At 66.5% G+C, this 19158-nt stretch carries 17 protein-coding genes; all 17 read right to left on the reverse strand.

What is annotated here, in order from left to right; genetic code table 11:
• Positions 1-12 precede the first annotated feature (12 nt).
• The gene (gene folC / locus AC3FNH_RS23620) at positions 13-1323 is read right to left on the reverse strand and encodes a bifunctional tetrahydrofolate synthase/dihydrofolate synthase (RefSeq protein WP_488721756.1); all 1311 of its coding nucleotides are present in this window, start codon (positions 1321-1323) and stop codon (positions 13-15) included.
• A gap of 135 nt (positions 1324-1458) precedes the next feature.
• Complete coding sequence (accD, locus tag AC3FNH_RS23625) at positions 1459-2331, reverse strand: acetyl-CoA carboxylase, carboxyltransferase subunit beta (RefSeq protein ID WP_276099881.1); 873 nt, start codon at positions 2329-2331, stop codon at positions 1459-1461.
• Between the two features lie 183 nt (positions 2332-2514).
• Positions 2515-3312, reverse strand: coding sequence for a tryptophan synthase subunit alpha (gene trpA, locus AC3FNH_RS23630; RefSeq protein WP_488721757.1), 798 nt, complete (start codon positions 3310-3312; stop codon positions 2515-2517).
• Position 3313: 1 nt separating this feature from the next.
• Positions 3314-4240, reverse strand: coding sequence for a DNA-methyltransferase (locus tag AC3FNH_RS23635; protein WP_488721758.1), 927 nt, complete (start codon positions 4238-4240; stop codon positions 3314-3316).
• Positions 4240-5433 (reverse strand): tryptophan synthase subunit beta, encoded by a 1194-nt coding sequence (gene trpB, locus AC3FNH_RS23640; protein WP_276099879.1) that lies wholly within the window; start codon positions 5431-5433, stop codon positions 4240-4242. The genes AC3FNH_RS23635 and trpB overlap by 1 nt, the downstream gene beginning before the upstream one ends.
• 127 nt (positions 5434-5560) lie before the next feature.
• Complete coding sequence (locus AC3FNH_RS23645) at positions 5561-6277, reverse strand: phosphoribosylanthranilate isomerase (protein ID WP_488721759.1); 717 nt, start codon at positions 6275-6277, stop codon at positions 5561-5563.
• Positions 6264-7085, reverse strand: coding sequence for a tRNA pseudouridine(38-40) synthase TruA (gene truA / locus AC3FNH_RS23650; protein ID WP_488721760.1), 822 nt, complete (start codon positions 7083-7085; stop codon positions 6264-6266). Before truA ends, AC3FNH_RS23645 begins: the two co-directional genes overlap by 14 nt.
• Positions 7086-7211: 126 nt before the next feature.
• Positions 7212-10031: a motility hub landmark protein FimV gene (locus tag AC3FNH_RS23655; RefSeq protein WP_488721761.1), complete on the reverse strand. Its 2820-nt coding sequence runs from the start codon at positions 10029-10031 to the stop codon at positions 7212-7214.
• 275 nt (positions 10032-10306) lie between these two features.
• On the reverse strand, positions 10307-11443 hold the full coding sequence (asd, locus tag AC3FNH_RS23660; protein ID WP_488721762.1) for an aspartate-semialdehyde dehydrogenase: 1137 nt from the start codon (positions 11441-11443) through the stop codon (positions 10307-10309).
• Between the two features lie 323 nt (positions 11444-11766).
• The gene (gene leuB, locus AC3FNH_RS23665) at positions 11767-12834 is read right to left on the reverse strand and encodes a 3-isopropylmalate dehydrogenase (RefSeq protein WP_276099873.1); all 1068 of its coding nucleotides are present in this window, start codon (positions 12832-12834) and stop codon (positions 11767-11769) included.
• Positions 12835-12868: 34 nt separating this feature from the next.
• Positions 12869-13519 carry a 3-isopropylmalate dehydratase small subunit gene (leuD, locus tag AC3FNH_RS23670; protein WP_276099872.1) on the reverse strand — a complete coding sequence of 217 codons (651 nt, stop codon included), beginning with the start codon at positions 13517-13519 and terminating at the stop codon, positions 12869-12871.
• A 10-nt stretch (positions 13520-13529) separates the two neighbouring features.
• Complete coding sequence (locus AC3FNH_RS23675) at positions 13530-13661, reverse strand: entericidin A/B family lipoprotein (RefSeq protein WP_276099871.1); 132 nt, start codon at positions 13659-13661, stop codon at positions 13530-13532.
• A gap of 13 nt (positions 13662-13674) precedes the next feature.
• Positions 13675-15084, reverse strand: coding sequence for a 3-isopropylmalate dehydratase large subunit (gene leuC, locus AC3FNH_RS23680; RefSeq protein WP_276099870.1), 1410 nt, complete (start codon positions 15082-15084; stop codon positions 13675-13677).
• 312 nt (positions 15085-15396) lie between these two features.
• A complete protein-coding gene (locus AC3FNH_RS23685) occupies positions 15397-16098 on the reverse strand; it encodes an ABC transporter ATP-binding protein (RefSeq protein WP_488721763.1) in 702 nt (233 codons plus the stop codon).
• Positions 16098-16871 (reverse strand): high-affinity branched-chain amino acid ABC transporter ATP-binding protein LivG, encoded by a 774-nt coding sequence (gene livG, locus AC3FNH_RS23690; RefSeq protein ID WP_276099868.1) that lies wholly within the window; start codon positions 16869-16871, stop codon positions 16098-16100. The genes AC3FNH_RS23685 and livG overlap by 1 nt, the downstream gene beginning before the upstream one ends.
• Complete coding sequence (locus AC3FNH_RS23695; protein WP_488721764.1) at positions 16868-18139, reverse strand: high-affinity branched-chain amino acid ABC transporter permease LivM; 1272 nt, start codon at positions 18137-18139, stop codon at positions 16868-16870. The genes livG and AC3FNH_RS23695 overlap by 4 nt, the downstream gene beginning before the upstream one ends.
• 13 nt (positions 18140-18152) lie before the next feature.
• Entirely contained in the window at positions 18153-19079 is a 927-nt protein-coding gene (gene livH / locus AC3FNH_RS23700; protein WP_276099866.1) for a high-affinity branched-chain amino acid ABC transporter permease LivH, read from the reverse strand.
• Positions 19080-19158: the final 79 nt, after the last annotated feature.

The following is a 19158-nucleotide window of genomic DNA, read 5'->3' on the forward strand; positions in this document are numbered from 1 at the left end:
CTGGTTTGCTGGCTAGTTTGCCTGCGTGGCGCGGTAAGCCATCACGCCGGCAACGGTATAGAACGATCCGAAGACCAGAATTCTATCATTCTCGGTCGCTCTCTCGATGGCATCCCTGTAAGCCGCCTCCGGGCTGGAAAAGCAGGCAGCCGTGGCATCCGGCCCGGGCTGGAAACCACCCTCTTCCAGCTTCTGCAGCAAGTCGGCGGCAGAGGCGGCGCGCTCGGTCGGCAGATCGCACAGGCACCAGTGGTCGATCTTGTCGGCCACCTGGCTCAGCACACCCGCAATGTCCTTGTCCTGCATGGCGCCGAAGACCGCGTAGGTGTAGCGGAAGAAGCCCATGTTCTCCAGGTTCTGCCCGAGCGTGGCCGCCGCATGCGGGTTATGCGCCACGTCCAGGATCACGGCCGGACGTCCAGGCAGTACCTGGAAGCGCCCCGGCAGTTCCACGAACGCCAGGCCGTTGCGCACTTCCTGGGCGCTCACAGGCAGTCGCGAACGCATCGCCTGCAGCGCAGCCAGCGCCGCCGATGCATTCAGCAACTGGTTGGCGCCGCGCAGCGCCGGATAGCCCAGGCCGTTGAGCTTGCGCTCGCGCCCGCTCCACTCCCACTGCTGGCGTTCCTGCCCCTTGGCGGCCTGGTGCCGGAAATCGCGCCCGACCAGCCACAGGTCGGCGCCGATCGTCTCGGCATGGTCCACCAGCGACTGCGGTGGCACCGGGTCGCCGCAGATCGCCGGCACGCCCGGACGGAAGATGCCGGCCTTCTCGAAGCCGATCTTCTCGCGCGTGTCGCCCAGGTACTGCGTGTGATCGATATCGACGCTGGTGACGACCGCGCAGTCCGTATCGATCACGTTGACGGCATCGAGCCGCCCGCCCAGCCCCACTTCGAGCACCATGGCATCCAGCCCGGCCGCCGCGAACATGTGGATGATCGCGAGCGTGGTGAACTCGAAGTACGTCAGGCTGACCGGATCGGCAAAGCTCGTGCGGGCACGTTCCACCGCCTCGAAGTGCGGCAGCAGCTGGGCGTCCGTGGCGAACTCGCCATTGATGCGGGCGCGCTCGTTGAACGACACCAGGTGCGGCGACGTATGGCAGCCCACCTTGTAGCCCGCTTCCAGCAGGATGCGCTCCAGCATGGCGCAAGTCGAGCCCTTGCCATTAGTGCCGCCGACCGTGAACACCACGGCATCAATACGCAGGCCCAGCGCTTCCTTGACGCGCGTGATACGGGTCAGGCCCATGTCGATGCCCACGGGATGGGCGGTTTCGAGATGGGCAAGCCATTCGGGAAGGGTGTGGAAGACAGGCATGAGGGGGTGAAAAAGCTTTGCTACTAGATTTGGCCAGCCGGCCCGAAAGTCAAGCTCGCTGTTGGCGCGGCGGCGCCAGCAAAAGCAAAAGGCGCGTCAACCGCCCGCGCCCTTGCTTGTACCACCGTCGCGGTCCTACGCGACCGCGTCCGCCGGCTGCTTCTGCAGCAGCGCCAGCAGCTGCGCCAGCTCGGCGCGCAGCTTGCGGCGGTCGACGATCATGTCGATGGCGCCCTTCTGCAGCAGGAATTCCGACCGCTGGAAGCCTTCCGGCAGCTTTTCGCGCACCGTCTGCTCGATCACGCGCGGGCCGGCAAAGCCGACCAGCGCCTTCGGTTCGGCGATCACCACGTCGCCCAGGAACGCGAAGCTCGCGGACACGCCGCCCATGGTGGGATCGGTAAGCACGCTGATGAACGGCAGCTTGGATGCGGAGAGCTGGTTCAGCATGGCCGTGGTCTTGGCCATCTGCAGCAGCGACAGCAGGCTTTCCTGCATGCGCGCACCGCCCGTGGCGGTAAAGCAGATGAACGGCACCTTCTGCTCCAGCGCGGCCTGGGCGCCGCGCACGAAGCGCTCGCCGACCACGGAGCCCATCGAGCCGCCCATGAACTCGAACTCGAAGCAGCTCGCCACCACCGGGATGGTGTGGATCGCACCACCCATCACGACCATCGCATCGGTCTCGCCGGTGTCATCCATGGCGGCCTTGATGCGATCGGGGTACTTCTTGCTGTCCTTGAACTTGAGCGCGTCGACCGGCACGATCTCCTGGCCGATCTCGTAGCGGCCCTCGGCGTCGAGCAGCGCGTCCAGGCGCGCGCGCGCGCTGATGCGCATGTGGTGGTCGCACTTCGGGCAGACGTGCAGGTTGGCCTCGACGTCGGTCCGGTACAGGGTGGACTCGCACGACGGGCACTTGACCCACAGCCCCTCGGGAATGCCCTTGCGGGTACGGGGGTCGGTCTGTTGAATCTTGGGGGGCAGGAGTTTATCCAACCAGCTCATGAAAGCTCCTTTCGGATGGCTGCCGTTCGGCTTGCGCTACGCATCGATCCGGTGAAACCGGAGGGAACGGCAGGGAATCAAGCTGCGAATTTACCACGCCGGCAAGGTTCGGCCGAAGCAGAACGCACACCGCGCGCACGCTTCGGCACTTTTCAACGGTTTTTAGGCCGATTAATCATCACTTCAGGCGTCCAGTGCCTGGCGAATCCCGGCGATGAACGAGCGCAGCGATGCGACCGCCTGGTCGCGCGGCGCATCTTCGAGCAGTTGCACCAGCCGGCTGCCAATCACCACTGCATCGGACACACCGCTGATGGCCCGGGCGGTCTGCGCATCGCGGATGCCGAAGCCCACGCCAACAGGCAGGTTCACATGCTGCTTGATCAGCGGCATGCGCGCCGCCACGCTGTCCAGGTCCAGTGTGGCCGAACCGGTCACGCCCTTGAGCGAGACGTAGTAGACATAGCCGCTCGCCACCTTGCCCACGGCCGCGATGCGGTCGTCGGTGGAAGTCGGCGCCAGCAGGAAGATCGGATCGATGCCGTTGTCGCGCATCAGCGCGGCGAACGACTCGCACTCCTCGGGAGGATAGTCGACCACCAGCACGCCATCTACACCGGCCTCGCGTGCGGCCTGCGAAAAGGCCGCTTCGCCCATGCGCTCGATCGGGTTGGCATAGCCCATCAGCACGACCGGCGTGTCGGCATCGGTCTGGCGGAATTCTCGCACCCACTGCAGCACCTGCGTGAGCGACACGCCATTGGCCAGGGCACGCTCCGAAGCGCGCTGGATCACAGGGCCATCGGCCATCGGGTCGGAGAACGGCACGCCCAGCTCGATCACGTCGGCGCCGCCGGCGACGAGCGCGTGCATCAGTTCCACGGTCAGCCCGGGCTCCGGGTCGCCTGCGGTGATGAACGGAATCAGGCCCTTCTTGTTCTGCGCGGCCAGCGCCGCGAATGTCTTCTGGATGCGGGACATATCAGGGAATCAGGTGAGGCCGCTGCGCCGACGAATCCTCGTCATTGGCAGCCGGCGATGTTGGGCTCGGGTTCGGGATGGGGTCCGCCTCGGACCTGGCCAGTTGCACAGCCGCTGCCACGCGTCCGCGCGCCACCTCGACATACTCGGGGTTGATCTCGAAGCCCGCGAAGCGCCGCCCGTGGCGCAGGCACGCCACGGCGGTCGTGCCGCTGCCGGCGAACGGATCCAGCACCAGGCCGCCCGGCGGGCAGCTCGACAGCACCATGCGCTCGACGATCTCCAGCGGCTTCTGCGTGGGATGGTTGGCGCGCTCCGGATCCTGCCGGTGGATGCGCGAGATGCTCCACAGGTCCTTGGGGTTGTAGCCCATCTCGAGCCACTTCTTGCCTTCGAAACGCGGGCGGCTGCGCGCCTTCTTGGTCTCGGGGTCATACGGAATGCGCACCGGGTCCAGGTCGAAGTAATAGTCGCGCGCCTTGGCAAAGAAGCCGATATTGTCGTGCACCGACGAGTACTTGCGCGTGGTGCCCCCCATGCTCGGCACGCGGCGGTCCCAGATGATCTCGTTGATCATGGTCAGGCGGCGCTTGAGCATCACGAACAGCTCGGGCGAGTACTGCCAGGTGCAGAACAGGTACAGCGTGCCCTTCGGCGACAGCTTGGGGCAGACGGCATCCATCCAGCGCTCGGACCACTCCAGGTAGGCCTGGCCCGAGAGCAGGTCGGAATCGTTGCCGTAGTCCTTGCCCAGCCCGTAGGGCGGATCGGCGACGATGAGGTCGACCGAACCGTCCGGCAGGCGTGCAATGCCTTCGAACATGTCCTCCTGGAACAGCTGCAGCGCGGGTGCGTCCGGCGCGCCGGGCAGGTCCGAAGCCCCGCCCAGGGCCAGTTCCGACGGTGCGGAAGGTGGCAGCGCGCGCATCAGAGCTTGAGCCCCGAGCGTTCGGCCACGGTGTGCATGTCCTTGTCGCCGCGGCCCGACAGGTTCACCAGCAGCAGCTTGTCCTTGGGCAGCGTCGGCGCCAGCTTGCACGCGTAGGCGATGGCGTGGCTCGACTCCAGCGCCGGGATGATGCCCTCGATGCGGCAGCAGTCATGGAAGGCCTTGAGCGCCTCTTCATCGGTGATCGGTACATACTGCGCGCGGCCGGTGTCCTTGAGCCAGGCATGCTCGGGACCCACGCCCGGATAGTCCAGGCCGGCCGATACCGAGTGCGTCTCGATAATCTGGCCGTTCTCGTCCTGCAGCAGGTAGGTCCGGTTGCCGTGCAGCACGCCCGGCGTGCCACCGGTCAGCGAGGCCGCATGACGGCCGGTGTCCAGGCCATCGCCGGCGGCTTCCACGCCGATCAGCTGCACGTCCTTGTGCTCGATGTACGGGTAGAAGATGCCCATCGCATTGGAGCCGCCGCCCACGCAGGCGATCACCGCATCCGGCTGGCGCCCGGTCATTTCGGGCATCTGCACCTTGGCTTCCTCGCCGATCACGCACTGGAAATCGCGCACCATCATCGGATACGGATGCGGGCCGGCAACCGTGCCGATGATGTAGAAGGTGGTCTCGACGTTGGTCACCCAGTCGCGCATCGCTTCGTTGAGCGCGTCCTTGAGCGTGCGCGAGCCGCTTTCCACCGGCACCACGGTGGCGCCCAGCAGCTTCATGCGGTAGACGTTGGCGGCCTGGCGCTTGACGTCCTCGGAGCCCATGTAGACCACGCACTCCATGCCGAAGCGCGCCGCAATCGTGGCCGTGGCCACGCCGTGCTGGCCGGCGCCGGTCTCGGCGATCACGCGCTTCTTGCCCATGCGCTTGGCCAGCAGCGCCTGGCCGATCACGTTGTTGATCTTGTGGGCGCCGGTGTGGTTCAAATCCTCGCGCTTGAGGTAGACCTGCGCGCCGCCGAGCAGCTCGCTCCAGCGCTGGGCGTGGTAGATCGGCGACGGACGGCCGACGAAGTGCTTCAGTTCGCGGCGGAATTCGGCGTCGAAATCGGCGTCTTTCTGGTAATGGGCATAGGCCTCGCGCAGCTCGTCGAGCGCGTGGACCAGCGTCTCGGAGACGAAGGTGCCACCATAAGGGCCGAAATGGCCACGGGAATCGGGCAGGTCGTACATGTCTGGGCTCTTCAGGTCAGCGGCCTTGCCTCACGCAGGCAAGGGCGCAAATTGTGACTGCGATGCGGGTGGCGCGGCCAGCGGGCCGCCGGAAGCATGGTCCAGGTGCCGGTCTTTGCGGCCCTGCTCATCCTGCCTCGGCACTGCGGACAGCGCGCACGAACGCGGCAATGCGGGCGTGGTCTTTCACGCCCTTGGCGGCCTCGACACCACTGCTGACGTCAACAGCGTAGGGCCGCACGCGTTCAATCGCGCCAGCGACGTTTTGCGCGTTCAACCCACCACTCAAAACGATGCGAGGAGCGTCGCTTGCGTTCGGGTTGCCGGTGGACGGATGGTTGGAAGCGAGCCATGCCGGGGGAATCAGGGTCCAGTCGAAGACGTGGCCGCCACCGCCGTAGCCTTCGACAAAGGCGTCGAGCAGCAAGCCGGCGGCATCGCGGTATTGACTGGCGAATTCTATCAAATCGAGACCCGGGCGCACACGCGCCGCGCGCAGAAAAGGCAGGCGGCAGCGCTGGGCGGTCTGGGTACAGTACTGCGGGGTCTCGTCGCCATGGAACTGGAGCAGCGTGAGCGGCACACGCTCGGCCACATGAGCCACTTCCTCCATGTCCGCATTGACGAACAGGCCGACCACCGACACGAACGGCCCGGCGGCTTCGGCGAGTTCCGCGGCCCGGGCCAGGTCCACGTAGCGAGGGCTCGGCGGGTAGAACACCAGCCCGATCGCATCGGCGCCCGCGTCAACCGCGGCGCGCACGTCTTCCTCGCGCGTGAGGCCGCAGATCTTGATGCGGGTGCGGGCCGCAACCGCCGCATCGGCGCGCTCAGGCCGCGTCATTGGGAAACACTCCGTGGAACAGGCTGGCGGACGGGTCGGCCGCCGGAATCTGGAAAGCCTCAGGATACTTCACGTCGGCCAGGTAAAGGCCATCGGGCATGAATGTCGGCGCGGCCAGGCGGCGGTCGCGGCTGGCCAGCACTTCGGCCAGCCATTCCGCCGGGTAACGCCCGCGCCCCACTGCCACCAGGCAACCCATCAGGTTGCGCACCATGTGATGCAGGAAGGCGCTGGCGCGAAAGCGCGCAAAGACCCAGTTGCCGTCCGCCTTCAGCGTTACGTCGTACATGGTCTTGACCGGCGATTTGGCCTGGCACTCGGCCGCGCGGAACGACGAGAAATCATGCTCGCCCAGCAGGCAGCGCGAGGCGGCGCGCATGGCCTCCACATCGAGTCGGCGGCCCGGTGGCAGCATCAGATAGCCGGCCCGGCCATGGGCGAGCGGCACACGGTGCGGCCCGGTGTAGAGCGCGTAGTAGTACATGCGCTCGAACGCCAGGAAACGGGCATGGAACCCTTCGTCGACGGGGCGCGCCCATTGCAGCGCGATCGATGGAGGCAGGAAAGCGTTGATGCCCCGCACCCACGAGAACATCTCGCGATCCAGCGTGGTGTCGAGATGGATCACCTGGCCCAGCGCGTGCACGCCGGCATCGGTACGACCGGCCACGGTGGTAAGCAAGCGCACACCTGCGAAACGCTCGATAGCGTCCTCGAGGTGATCCTGCACGGTGTTGCGATGCGGCTGCGACTGCCAGCCGGAAAAGGCGGCACCGTCGTAGTGAAGGCCGATGGCGATGCGGTTCATGGAGCGGAAGACTGGCCGGTCAGTTGGACTGGGGCCGACAAAAACAAATGCGCCGGAAGGGACGCTTCCGGCGCATCGCTTCGGACCGCGGCAAGCGTGCCGCCTGCCCGGACCGTCGATGATAACTCAGGCTACCTCGAGCAGCAGCGAACGTGCCTCCGCCTGCAGGGCGTCCTGCGACTGCTCCACAACCTCCTGCAGCAGTTCGCGCGCGCCTTCCTTGTCGCCGATTTCGATGTAGGCGCGCGCCAGGTCAAGCTTGATCTGCATGTCGCGCCCGCCATCCATGCCGTCCGTCGACAGCGTGCTCGGCGAGACGCCCGGCGTGGTGTCGGCACCCCGGTCGTTGTCGCTGACGCCGATGCCGGCCAGGTCGATCGGCTCGGGCAGCTTGCCGTCGCGGATCATGGTCGGCGACGGCAGCGGCACCGAGGACTCGGCCGCGGATCCGGCATTGAGGTCGAGCGAGATGCCCGACATGTCGAAATCCAGCCCGCGCGAGCGCGTCGGCGTGTCCAGGCGCGGCACGTCCGCCAGCGCGTCGCCATCGGTGACCGGCAGGGTCAGGTCCAACGCATCATCGAACTTCGCGGCCGGGTCAAGCTGCGCGTCCGCGTGAATAGCTGTGTCGCCGAATACCAGCGCAGCCGATTCCGGCGCGACGATCGGGTCACCGGCTGCCGGCGCCGGGAAGGCGTCGAGCGGCAGGGCCAGATCGGCGAGCGCGGCCTGGCGCGGCGCGGCCGGGTCGTGCGACGGATCCTGGGTGCGCCACTGATCGCCCGGCGCCGTGGCCGTTTCGGGGCCGCCACTGGTATCCGGCGTCACAGACAGGAACAACGCATTGCCCGCATCGAGTGCGCGCCCCATTTCCGCGGCCTTGAGCCATTCCGCGCCTTGTCCGCCGGTCTGGGCGAACATCTCTTCTGCAATCACGCGGAAACCTTCCACATCCTGACGATTACTGTAAATCTCCAGGAGCTTGAGCCTGATCGGCTGCTGCTCCGGATCCTTCTCGAGCGCTTCACGCAGGATTTCTTCCGCCTGCACGTCACGCCCGTAGGCGATATAGACCTCCGCCTCGGCGATCGGGTCGACCTCGCTGGCTTCCGGCATATTGTTGCCGATGCGGAAGTCCGCACCGAACACGCTGTGCTGCGAGGTATCCACGCTCTGGCCGCCAGCGGCGCCGAACAGTGAATTGGCGCCCGCCATCACGGTGCTTTCCTGAGACAGGACGCTGTCGCCAAAGGCACCGCCGTCGGCCGACTTCTGCTGCTGGCGCCGGCGGTAGATCACGTAACCACCCAGCAGCGCGACCAGCAGGCCCCCGCCCGGCAGAACCATGGGGTTGGCCAGCAGCCCGTCGAGGAATGATGGCTCGGGCGCGGGCGCCGCCTGCACCACCACCGGCGGACGCTTGACGGCCGGGGCCGATGCCGGGGCCGCAGCCTGCGCGGCGCTGGCTGCCGCGCCAGGCACAACGGCGGCCGCCGCTGCGGCTGCCGGGACCGCAGCCGGAGCTTCCGCGGCGCTGGCTGCAGCAGCCTGCGCCACTGGCGCGGCTGGCGCGACCCGCGCGGCTTCAGCCGGCGCGTCCGCCTTCGGCGGCTCGGCCGCGACCAGGGTCGGCGCCTTGGCTTCGGTCTTCGCGGCCTTGTCGGCAGCTGCCTTCTCGGCCTTGTCCTTGTCCGCCAGCGCAGCCTGGTTGGCCTGCGTCAGCTTGGCGATCTCGCTGTTCTTCAGCTCGATCAGCTTCTGCATATCACCGACGTTCTTTTCGAGCTGTGCCAGGCGCGCCTCGGCTTCCTTCAGTTGCCGCTCGCGGGCGACGCTGGCTTCGGCCTGTGCCGCGGCGTTGGCCTGTCCCGCACGCTCCGCCTTGCTCAGCTTGAGCTCGTTCTGCGGGCCTGCGGCCGGCACCGCCTGATCCTGCACGCGCGCCGTGACATTCCCCGACTGCTGGCGGCCGCTGTCCGGCTCGACCGACTTGGCCGCGGCGGCACCTGCCAGACGGCTGCGGTACGCATCAAACCCCTGCGTACGCGCGACCACTTCGCGGCGGGCCGTCTTGGGCGCGACGGACTGCGCCTGCTGTCGCGAAGGCACCTGCAGCACCGCGCCCGATTTCAGGCGATTGATGTTGCCGCCAATGAAGGCATTGGGATTGTTCCGGTAGAGCGCGACCAGCATCTGGTCCAGCGACACGCCCTCCTGATCCATCACGGCATCGCCGGCGATCGACGACAGCGTATCGCCACGCTTGACCGTATAGGCACCGCTAGCCGCTGCCTCGCCCTCGGCGGCAGGCTGGGCTGCCTGCGCGCGGCGGGCGGCGGGCTGCCGCGCGGGCCTTGCCGGCGCCTGGGCAGCCGGCTGCGTGCCCTGCGCGACGGCCGGCGCAGGCTCCGGCAACGGCGAGGGAGCGGGTGCGGCAGCCGGCGATGCGTCCGGCGTCGCGGCCTGGACCACCGTCGTCGGCGAGAAAGTCTGGTTGGAAGGCTTGGCCCCGGCGGGGTCAAGCAGGAAGGTATAGGCGCGGGATACCTTGCCGCTGGACCAGCTCATGTCGACCAGGATGTCGACGAACGGCTCGCTGATTGGCTGGCTCGAGCGGACCTTGGCCACGTAGCTGCCATTGGGGCGGCGCTCGATCTCGAGCCGCAGGCTGCTCACCGCCGGCGCATAGGTCAGCCCCGCGCGGGCATACGCCGCCGGGGAGGCCAGCTTGACGCTGAGCCCGGCTGCCTCTTCTGCACTCACCCCGCTGATGTCGATCTCGGCCTGCAGCGGCTGCCCCAGATTCGACTGTACCCGCAATTGCCCGAACCCCGCGGCGTAAGCAGCCGGCTGCGCGAGCAGCAGGCCGATAGCCGTGACGGCCAGCGTTGACCAGCGCTGACGGACGGTTGGCGCATCTTTCCGGCGATGTTGACTCACACTCACCTTGTGCTCCGTTATGTTTTAGTAGCGATAGAAACCGACCCCAAAGCATTCACCCCGGCTAGCGTGCATTCTTGCGTGCCCGTTGCCGGATTACCCCCCGAGCCGACGAGGTCGGCGAGCGGGCGTATGCCGCCGTATTGTGACTGATCGCCCGGAGAAATAGGCGCCCAGGTGTAACAACGCCGCGCATGGGCGCGGCGTCGCAGGCAAAGCCGTAGTTTCTGTTGCCTGGCTGCAACGAAAGCCGCCAGGCTCCAGCCGGCTCAATGTCGGGATCAGGACTCGATCAAAATGCGCAGCATACGGCGCAGCGGCTCGGCCGCGCCCCACAGCAGCTGGTCACCCACGGTGAACGCGGACAGGTACTCGCCGCCCATCTGCATCTTGCGCAGGCGGCCGACGGGAATGCTCAGCGTACCGGTCACGGCAGCCGGCGTCAGGTCGGTCATGCTGGCCTCGCGGGTGTTCGGCACAACCTTGGCCCACGGGTTGTGGGCGGCGAGCATGCCTTCGATCTCGTCCAGCGGCACATCCTTGCGCAGCTTGATGGTCAGCGCTTGCGAATGGCAGCGCATCGCGCCAATACGCACGCACAGGCCGTCCACGGCGATCGGCGTGGCGCCGGTCGCGCCCAGGAAGCCCTCGCCGCGGCCCAGGATCTTGTTGGTCTCGGCGCCGCCCTTCCATTCTTCGCGCGACTGGCCGTTGCCCAGGTCCTTGTCGATCCAGGGAATCAGGTTGCCGGCCAGCGGCACGCCGAACTGCTTGGTTTCTTCGGCAGACAGGCCGTGCTGGGTCGCCAGGATCTGGCGGTCGATTTCCAGGATGGCCGAGGCCGGATTGTCCAGCAGCGGCTTGACCGACGCGTTCAGCGTGCCGAACTGCGTCAGCAGCTCGCGCATGTGCTGCGCGCCGCCGCCCGAGGCGGCCTGGTAGGTCATCGAGGTCATCCACTCGATCAGGTCAGCCTCGAACAGGCCACCGAGGCCCATCAGCATGCAGCTGACCGTGCAGTTGCCGCCGATGAAATTCTTCACGCCCTTGGACAGGGCATCCTTGATCACGCCCTGGTTGACCGGATCCAGCACGATGATGGCATCGTCCTTCATGCGCAGCGACGAAGCCGCGTCGATCCAGTAGCCCTTCCAGCCAGCCGCGCGCAGCTTCGGGAAGACTTCATTGGTGTAGTCGCCGCCCTGGGCGGTCAGCACCACGTCGCACTTCTTCAGTGCCTCGATGTCGTTGGCATCCTTGAGCGTGGTTTCGTTCTTGGCCATGGCGGGCGCCTTGCCGCCTGCGTTGGACGTGCTGAAGAAGACGGGCTCGATATGGTCGAAATCACGCTCTTCCTGCATGCGCTGCATCAGGACGCTGCCGACCATTCCCCGCCAACCGACGAGACCTACAATCATGATTTACCTCGGATGTGATTTTTACTTCCCCGCCATTTTCCTCGCCCGGCGTGGCTGCGCGGGGAAGACGGGCAGGCACGACGAACGGATCTAGGCGATCGCGGTTTTGGTAATCGTTTTAATCGTCGTTGCGGTCTGGCCGAGCGAAATCGTGCCGACCGGGCCGCGGGTAGCGGTCAGGGCAGCAACAGCAGTCAGGGTGGACTGGGAAAATCGGGCCATCCGCAGAGTCTACACGATTTTGCGGCGCCGCCGCAGCGTGGAAAATCGGGGACAAATAAAAGAAAAGGCGCTGCCGCGCAGCGCCTTTCCCGGATTGTGACTTACAGAGCGGCCAGCACGGCCTCGCCCATTTCACGCGTGCCGACCTGCTTGCAGCCCGGCGTCAGGATGTCGCCGGTGCGATAGCCCTGGGCCAGCACCTTCTTGACGGCATTCTCGATGCGGTCTGCCTGCTCGGCCCTGTTCAGCGAGTACCGCAGCATCATGGCGGCCGACAGGATCGTCGCCAGCGGATTGGCCACGCCCTTGCCGGCGATGTCCGGCGCCGAGCCGTGCGACGGCTCATACAGGCCCTTGTTGTTCGCATCGAGCGACGCCGACGGCAGCATGCCGATCGAGCCGGTCAGCATGGCGGCCTCGTCCGACAGGATGTCGCCGAACATATTGCCGGTGACGATCACGTCGAAGCTCTTGGGCGCCTTGACCAGCTGCATGGCGGCGTTGTCGACATACATGTGCGACAGCTCGACGTCCGGATACTCCTTGCTGACGTCGATCATGATGTCCTTCCAGAACTGGAAGGTCTCCAGCACGTTGGCCTTGTCCACGCTGCACAGCTTCTTGCCGCGCTTGGCCGCGGCCTGGAACGCCACGTGCGCGATGCGGCGGATTTCCGGCTCGCTGTAGCGCATGGTGTCGAAGCCTTCGCGGGCGCCCTTGAACAGGCCGTCCGGCGCCTCGCGCACGCCGCGCGGCTGGCCGAAGTAGATATCGCCGTTCAGCTCGCGCACGATCAGGATGTCGAGGCCCGCCACCAGTTCCGGCTTCAGGCTCGATGCGCCGGTCAGTTCCGGGTAGCAGATGGCCGGGCGGAAGTTGGCGAACAGCTGCAGGTGCTTGCGCAGGCCCAGGATGGCCTGCTCCGGGCGCAGCGCGCGCTCGAGGCTGTCGTACTTCCAGTCGCCCACGGCGCCGAACAGGATGGCGTCGGCCTCCTTGGCGAGCTTCAGCGTGTTTTCCGGCAGCGGATGGCCTTCGGCCTCGTAGCCGGCACCGCCCACCGGGGCGGTTTCCATCTCGAACTTCTCGTCGAGCGCGTTCAGGACCTTGACGGCCTCCGCAACGATTTCCGGACCGATGCCGTCACCCGGCAGGACTGCGATCTTCATGCTGTTTTTCCTCGTTTGATGTCTGCTTCCGCGCTCAGCCGACCAGGCGGTTGTTCAGCCACGGCATCTTCGCCACGCGTTCGGCCTCGTACGCCTTGATCTTGTCGGCGTGGCGCAGGGTCAGGCCGATATCGTCGAAGCCGTTCAGCATGCAGTACTTGCGGAACGGGGCAATGTCGAATTCATAGCCCTGGCCTGACGGCGTGATCACGGCCTGCTTGTCCAGGTCGATGGTCAGCTTGTAGCCGTTGAACGCGTTGGTCTCGTTGAACAGGTGCTCGACCTGCTGTTCGCTCAGGACCACCGGCAGCAGCCCGTTCTTGTAGCAGTTGTTGAAGAAGATGTCGGCAAAGCTCGGCGCGATCACGGCGCGGAAGCCGTATTGCGTCAGTGCCCACGGCGCGTGCTCGCGCGAGCTGCCGCAGCCGAAGTTGCGGCGCGCCAGCAGGATCGACGCGCCCTGGTAGCGTGGCTGGTTCAGCACGAAGTCCGGGTTCAGCGGACGCTTGCTGTTGTCCATGCCGGGCTCGCCGACATCCTTGTAACGCCACTCGTCGAACAGGTTCGGGCCGAAGCCGGTGCGCTTGATCGACTTCAGGAACTGCTTCGGGATGATGGCGTCGGTGTCGACGTTCTCGCGGTCGAGAGGTGCCACGAGGCCGCTGTGTACAGTGAACTTGTCCATGTCTCTTTCCTTACTTCTTGGCCGCGCGCTCGAGCGAGCTGCCGGCGGCCTGCGTGTCCTTGCCAAGGCCGGCCATGGTGTTGCAGCCGGCAAGCTGCAGCATGCCCAGGCATGCCAGCAGCACGATCAGGATCCGTTTCATCGTCGCGCTGCGCTCAGCCGAGCTTGCGGATGTCGACGAAATGGCCTTCGATGGCAGCCGCGGCGGCCATCGCCGGGCTCACCAGGTGGGTGCGGCCACCCGCGCCCTGCCGGCCCTCGAAGTTGCGGTTCGACGTGGACGCGCAGCGCTCGCCCGGATCGAGGCGGTCGGCATTCATGGCCAGGCACATCGAGCAGCCCGGCTCGCGCCATTCGAAGCCCGCGGCCTTGAAGACCTTGTCCAGCCCTTCGCGCTCGGCCTGTTCCTTGACCAGGCCCGAGCCCGGCACGACCATCGCCAGCTTGACGTTGGACGCGACCTTGCGGCCCAGCTTCTGCACCACCCACGCGGCGGCGCGCATGTCCTCGATGCGGCTGTTGGTGCAGGAACCGATGAACACCTTGTCAACGTTGATGCTTTCCATCGGCACGTTGGGCTGCAGGTTCATGTACTCGAGCGCGCGCTCCATGGCGTTGCGCTTGGTCGGGTCCTTTTCCTTCTCCGGATCCGGCACGCGGTCTTCGATGCTGACCACCATCTCGGGCGAGGTGCCCCAGGTCACCTGCGGGCGGATCTCTTCGGCACGCAGTTCCACCACCTGGTCGAACTTGGCGCCGGCGTCCGAATGCAGCGTGCGCCAGTAGCCCACGGCCTGCTCCCACTCCACGCCCTGCGGCGCGTACGGGCGGCCCTTCACGTATTCGAGCGTGACGTTGTCCACCGCCACCAGGCCCGCGCGCGCGCCCGCCTCGATGGCCATATTGCAGACCGTCATGCGGCCTTCCATGGTCAGGTCGCGGATCGCGGAGCCGGCGAATTCGATGGTGTAGCCGGTGCCGCCGGCCGTGCCGATCTTGCCGATGATCGCCAGCACGATGTCCTTGGCGGTGCAGCCGCGCGGCAGCTTGCCTTCCACGCTGACCAGCATGTTCTTCGCCTTCTTGCCCAGCAGCGTCTGCGTGGCCAGCACGTGTTCGACTTCCGACGTGCCGATGCCGTGTGCAAGGGCGCCGAACGCGCCGTGCGTCGAGGTATGCGAGTCGCCGCACACCACCGTCATGCCCGGCAGCGTGGCGCCCTGCTCCGGCCCGATCACGTGCACGATGCCCTGGCGATGGTCGTTCATCTTGAACTGGGTGATGCCATAGCTGTCGCAGTTCGCGTCCAGCGTATCGACCTGCAGCTTCGACACCGGGTCGGCAATGCCCTGCGTGCGATCCGTGGTCGGCACATTGTGGTCCGACACCGCCAGGTTGGCGCTGATGCGCCACACCGGGCGCTGCGCCATCTTCAGGCCTTCGAACGCCTGCGGGCTGGTGACTTCATGCAGCAGGTGGCGGTCGATGTAGAGCAGCGTGGTGCCGTCTTCCTCGACGTGGACGGTGTGGTCATCCCAGAGTTTGTCGTAGAGCGTCTTGGCCATGATGCAGGGGGCGGCCGGCGTCCAGTTCCGGTGGAAATGGCGCGGTACCGCGCAGGTTGTTTGCAGGGATCTTTGTTGTCCGGCCGCCTCGTTGCCGGGGCAGGACACGGTGACGACAACGGCGATGATGACGCCGGAAGCCGTCCGAAGCGAGCGCTTTTTGCGATGCTTGACTTCTCAAGCGATTATGCCACGGGGCCGGCGCCGGCCGGCCCCGGCACAGCCTTGCGCTGCGCCGTGATTGGCGAAAGGGGGCTTTCGCGGATGGCGAAAGCAGGTCGCGCCAGCCCCGGCGGGAGCCGGCGCGCAGGGTCAGCCGCCGAGATAGGCGGCCTTGATCCGGTCGTTGGCCAGCAAGTTGGCGCCGGTGTCCGCCAGCACCACCTTGCCGGTTTCCAGCACATAGCCCCGGTCGGCCACCTGCAGCGCCTTGTTGGCGTTCTGCTCGACCAGGAACACCGTGACGCCTTCTTCACGGATGGTGCGGATGATGTCGAAGATCTGCGCGATGATCAGCGGCGCGAGGCCTAGCGTGGGCTCGTCCAGCAGCAGCAGGCGCGGCCGGCTCATCAGCGCCCGGCCGATCGCCAGCATCTGCTGCTCGCCGCCCGACATGGTGCCGGCGCGCTGGCCCGAGCGCTGGTTCAACCGTGGGAACAGCTTGAACACGTGCTCGATGCCCGCCTCGATCTCGTCGCGCTTGCCGAAGAAGGCGCCCATCTTCAGGTTCTCGAGCACCGTCAGGCTCGGGAATACGCGCCGCCCTTCCGGCGAGATGGCCATGCCCATGCGCATGATCTCGTGCGTGGAGCGGCCGGTGATGTCCTTCCCCTCGAACAGCACTCGGCCGCTCGAGGCGCGCGGCGAGCCGCACACGGTCATCATCAGCGTCGTCTTGCCGGCGCCGTTGCTGCCGATCAGGGTGACGATCTCCCCCTTGTTGACTTCGATCGATACGCCCGACAGCGCCTCGATGGCGCCGTAGTGGGTATGGACCTGTTCCAGCTTCAGCATCAGTCCTCTCCCAGGTAGGCCTTGATCACGCGCGGGTCATTGCGCACTTGCTCGGGCTTGCCGATCACGATCGGCTTGCCATGCTCCATCACCAGGATGCGGTCGGACACGCCCATCACCAGGCTCATGTCGTGCTCGATCAGCAGCACGGCAATGCCAAACTCCTTGCGCAGCTGGTCGATGAGCTGGGACAGCTCGATCTTCTCCTGGGGGTTGAGGCCAGCGGCCGGCTCGTCGAGCATCAGCAGGCGCGGCCTGGTGATCATGCAGCGCGCGATCTCCAGCCGGCGCTGGTGGCCGTACGAGAGCGTGCCCGCCTCGCGGTTGGCTACCTTGGTCAGGCCCATGCGTTCCAGCCATTGCGCGGCACGCTGCAGCGCTTCGCGCTCGGCGCGGCGGTAGGCCGGCGTGGCGAACAGCCCGCGCAGGATGCCGGACTGCACCTGCAGGTGTTGCGCCACCAGCAGGTTCTCGACCACGGTCAGGTTCTTGAACAGGCGGATATTCTGGAACGTGCGCACCAGGCCCTTGCGCGCGACCATGTGGCTCGGCAGGCCGGCGATGGCGTGACCGTCCATCGTGACCTCGCCCGCGGTCGGCTTGTAGAAGCCGCCGACGCAGTTGAACACGGTGGTCTTGCCGGCGCCGTTAGGGCCGATGATCGCGAAGACCTCGTCGCGCTTCACGTCGAATTCGATACCATCCACCGCCAGCAGGCCGCCGAAGCGCATCTGCAGGCCGGAGACCTTCAGCAATTCCGCATTTGCACTCATCGCGGCAACTCCACGTGGGGACGGCTCGCGGGCAGCAGGCCCTGCGGACGCCACATCATCATCAGCACCATCACCAGGCCGAATATCAGCATCCGGTACTCGGCAAAGCCGCGCGCCACTTCGGGCAGCACGGTCAGCAGGATCGCCGCCAGGATCACGCCCAGCTGCGAGCCCATGCCGCCCAGCACCACCACGGCCAGCACCAGCGCCGATTCGATGAAGGTGAACGATTCCGGGTTGACCAGCCCCTGGCGCGCCGCGAAGAACGCGCCGCCGATGCCGGCGAAGGCCGCGCCCAGCGTGAACGCCGACAGCTTGATGCGGGTCGGGTTCAGGCCCAGCGAACGGCAGGCGATCTCGTCCTCGCGCAGCGCTTCCCACGCACGGCCCATCGGCATCCGGATCAGGCGGCTGGTGACGAACAGCGTGAAGCCCACCAGCAGCAACGCGAGCAGGTACAGGAAGATCACCATGTGCTCGCCCTTGTAATCCAGGCCGATCAGCTCATGGAACGTGCGCGCGCCTTCCACGGTCGCGCTGCGCGCCATCTCGAAGCCGAACACCGTCGGCTTCGGAATGCCGGAGATGCCGTCGGGGCCGCCGGTGTACTCGGTCAGGTTGCGCGCGAGCAGGCGGATGATCTCGCCGAAGCCGAGGGTCACAATGGCGAGGTAGTCGCCGCGCAGGCGCAGCACGGGGAAGCCAAGCAGGAAGCCGAAGGTGGCCGACATTGCGGCTGCGATCGGCAGGCATTCCCAGAAGCCGAGCCCGAAGTACTGGTTCAGCATCGCGTAGGTGTAGCCGCCCACCGCGTAGAAGCCCACGTAGCCCAGGTCGAGCAGGCCGGCAAAGCCGACCACGATGTTCAGGCCCAGCCCCAGGATCACGTAGATCAGCGCGAGCGTGGCCACGTCCACCGCGCCGCGCGAGCCGAAGAACGGCCACACCAGCCCGACGGCCAGCAGCACCCACACCGCCGCGCGTTGCTGGCCCACGCCGAGCTGCGGCATGACCGGCATGCGCACGGCGCTGCCGGCGCGCGACAGCAGCGGCTTGAACAGCTGGAACAGGAAGACCGCCGCCACGGCGATCCACACCGGCCGCCAGTGCGGCTCCAGCACGACCTTGTAGCCGTCCAGCTTGAGCTGCAGGCCAAGTACGGGAATGGTCAGGATGGCCGTCATCACGGCGGCCGTCACCGCATTTTTCAGGGACTGCCCGGCAGGCATTGCGATTGCGGCGGGCATTGCAGAAGTCTGGTTTGTCATGTCGCGTTTTCCCTCAGACCTTTTCCACGTCCGGCTTGCCGAGCAGGCCGGTCGGGCGGAACAGCAGCACCAGCACCAGCAGGCTGAATGCCACCACGTCCTTGTATTCGGCCGGCATGTAGCCGGAGGCAAAGGTTTCGGCCAGGCCCAGCAGCACGCCGCCGAGCATTGCGCCCGGGATGCTGCCGATGCCGCCGAGCACCGCGGCGGTGAACGCCTTGATGCCGGCGATGAAGCCGATGAACGGATTGAGCTTGCCGATGGTCAGCCCGATCAGCACGCCGCCGACCGCGGCCAGCATGGCGCCCAGCACGAACGTGAACGAGATCACGCGGTTGGTGTCGATGCCGAGCAGGTTGGCCATGCGCATGTCCTCAGCACATGCGCGGCAGGCGCGGCCCATGCGCGAATGGCCGATGAAGAGTGTCAGCGCGATCATCAGCGCCAGCGTCACGCCGACGATCAGCAAGCGGGAATACGGCACGGTGACGGTGAAGTCGCCGCCCATCTGGAATTCGATGGCGCCCGAGATCAGGATCGGCACGGACACGTCGCGTGCGCCCTGCCCGATCTGCACGTAGTTCTGCAGGAAGATCGACATGCCGATGGCCGAGATCAGCGGCACCAGCCGCGGCCCGCCACGCAAGGGGCGATACGCCACGCGCTCGACCGCGAAGCCATAGCAGCCGGTGATCGCGACGGACAGCAGCAGCGCGGCGCCGAGCACGAGCGGCAAGGGATAGCCGGCCTGCACGCCGATGGCGGTCAGCGTGACCAGGCCCACGTAGGCGCCGATCATGTAGATCTCGCCGTGGGCGAAATTGATCATGCCGATGATGCCGTAGACCATCGTGTAGCCGATGGCGATCAGCGCATAGATCGCACCCAGCGTCAGGCCGTTGACCAGCTGCTGGGTGAACTGTGGAAGAAATTCGTTCATGGGAGAAGCCTCAGGAAATCGAAGCCCGGATTGAAGCCCGTGCCGAAGCCCGATAGCAAACCATCCCGCCGCCCCTTAT

Source organism: Cupriavidus sp. 22TCCZM01-5, from assembly GCF_057798915.1.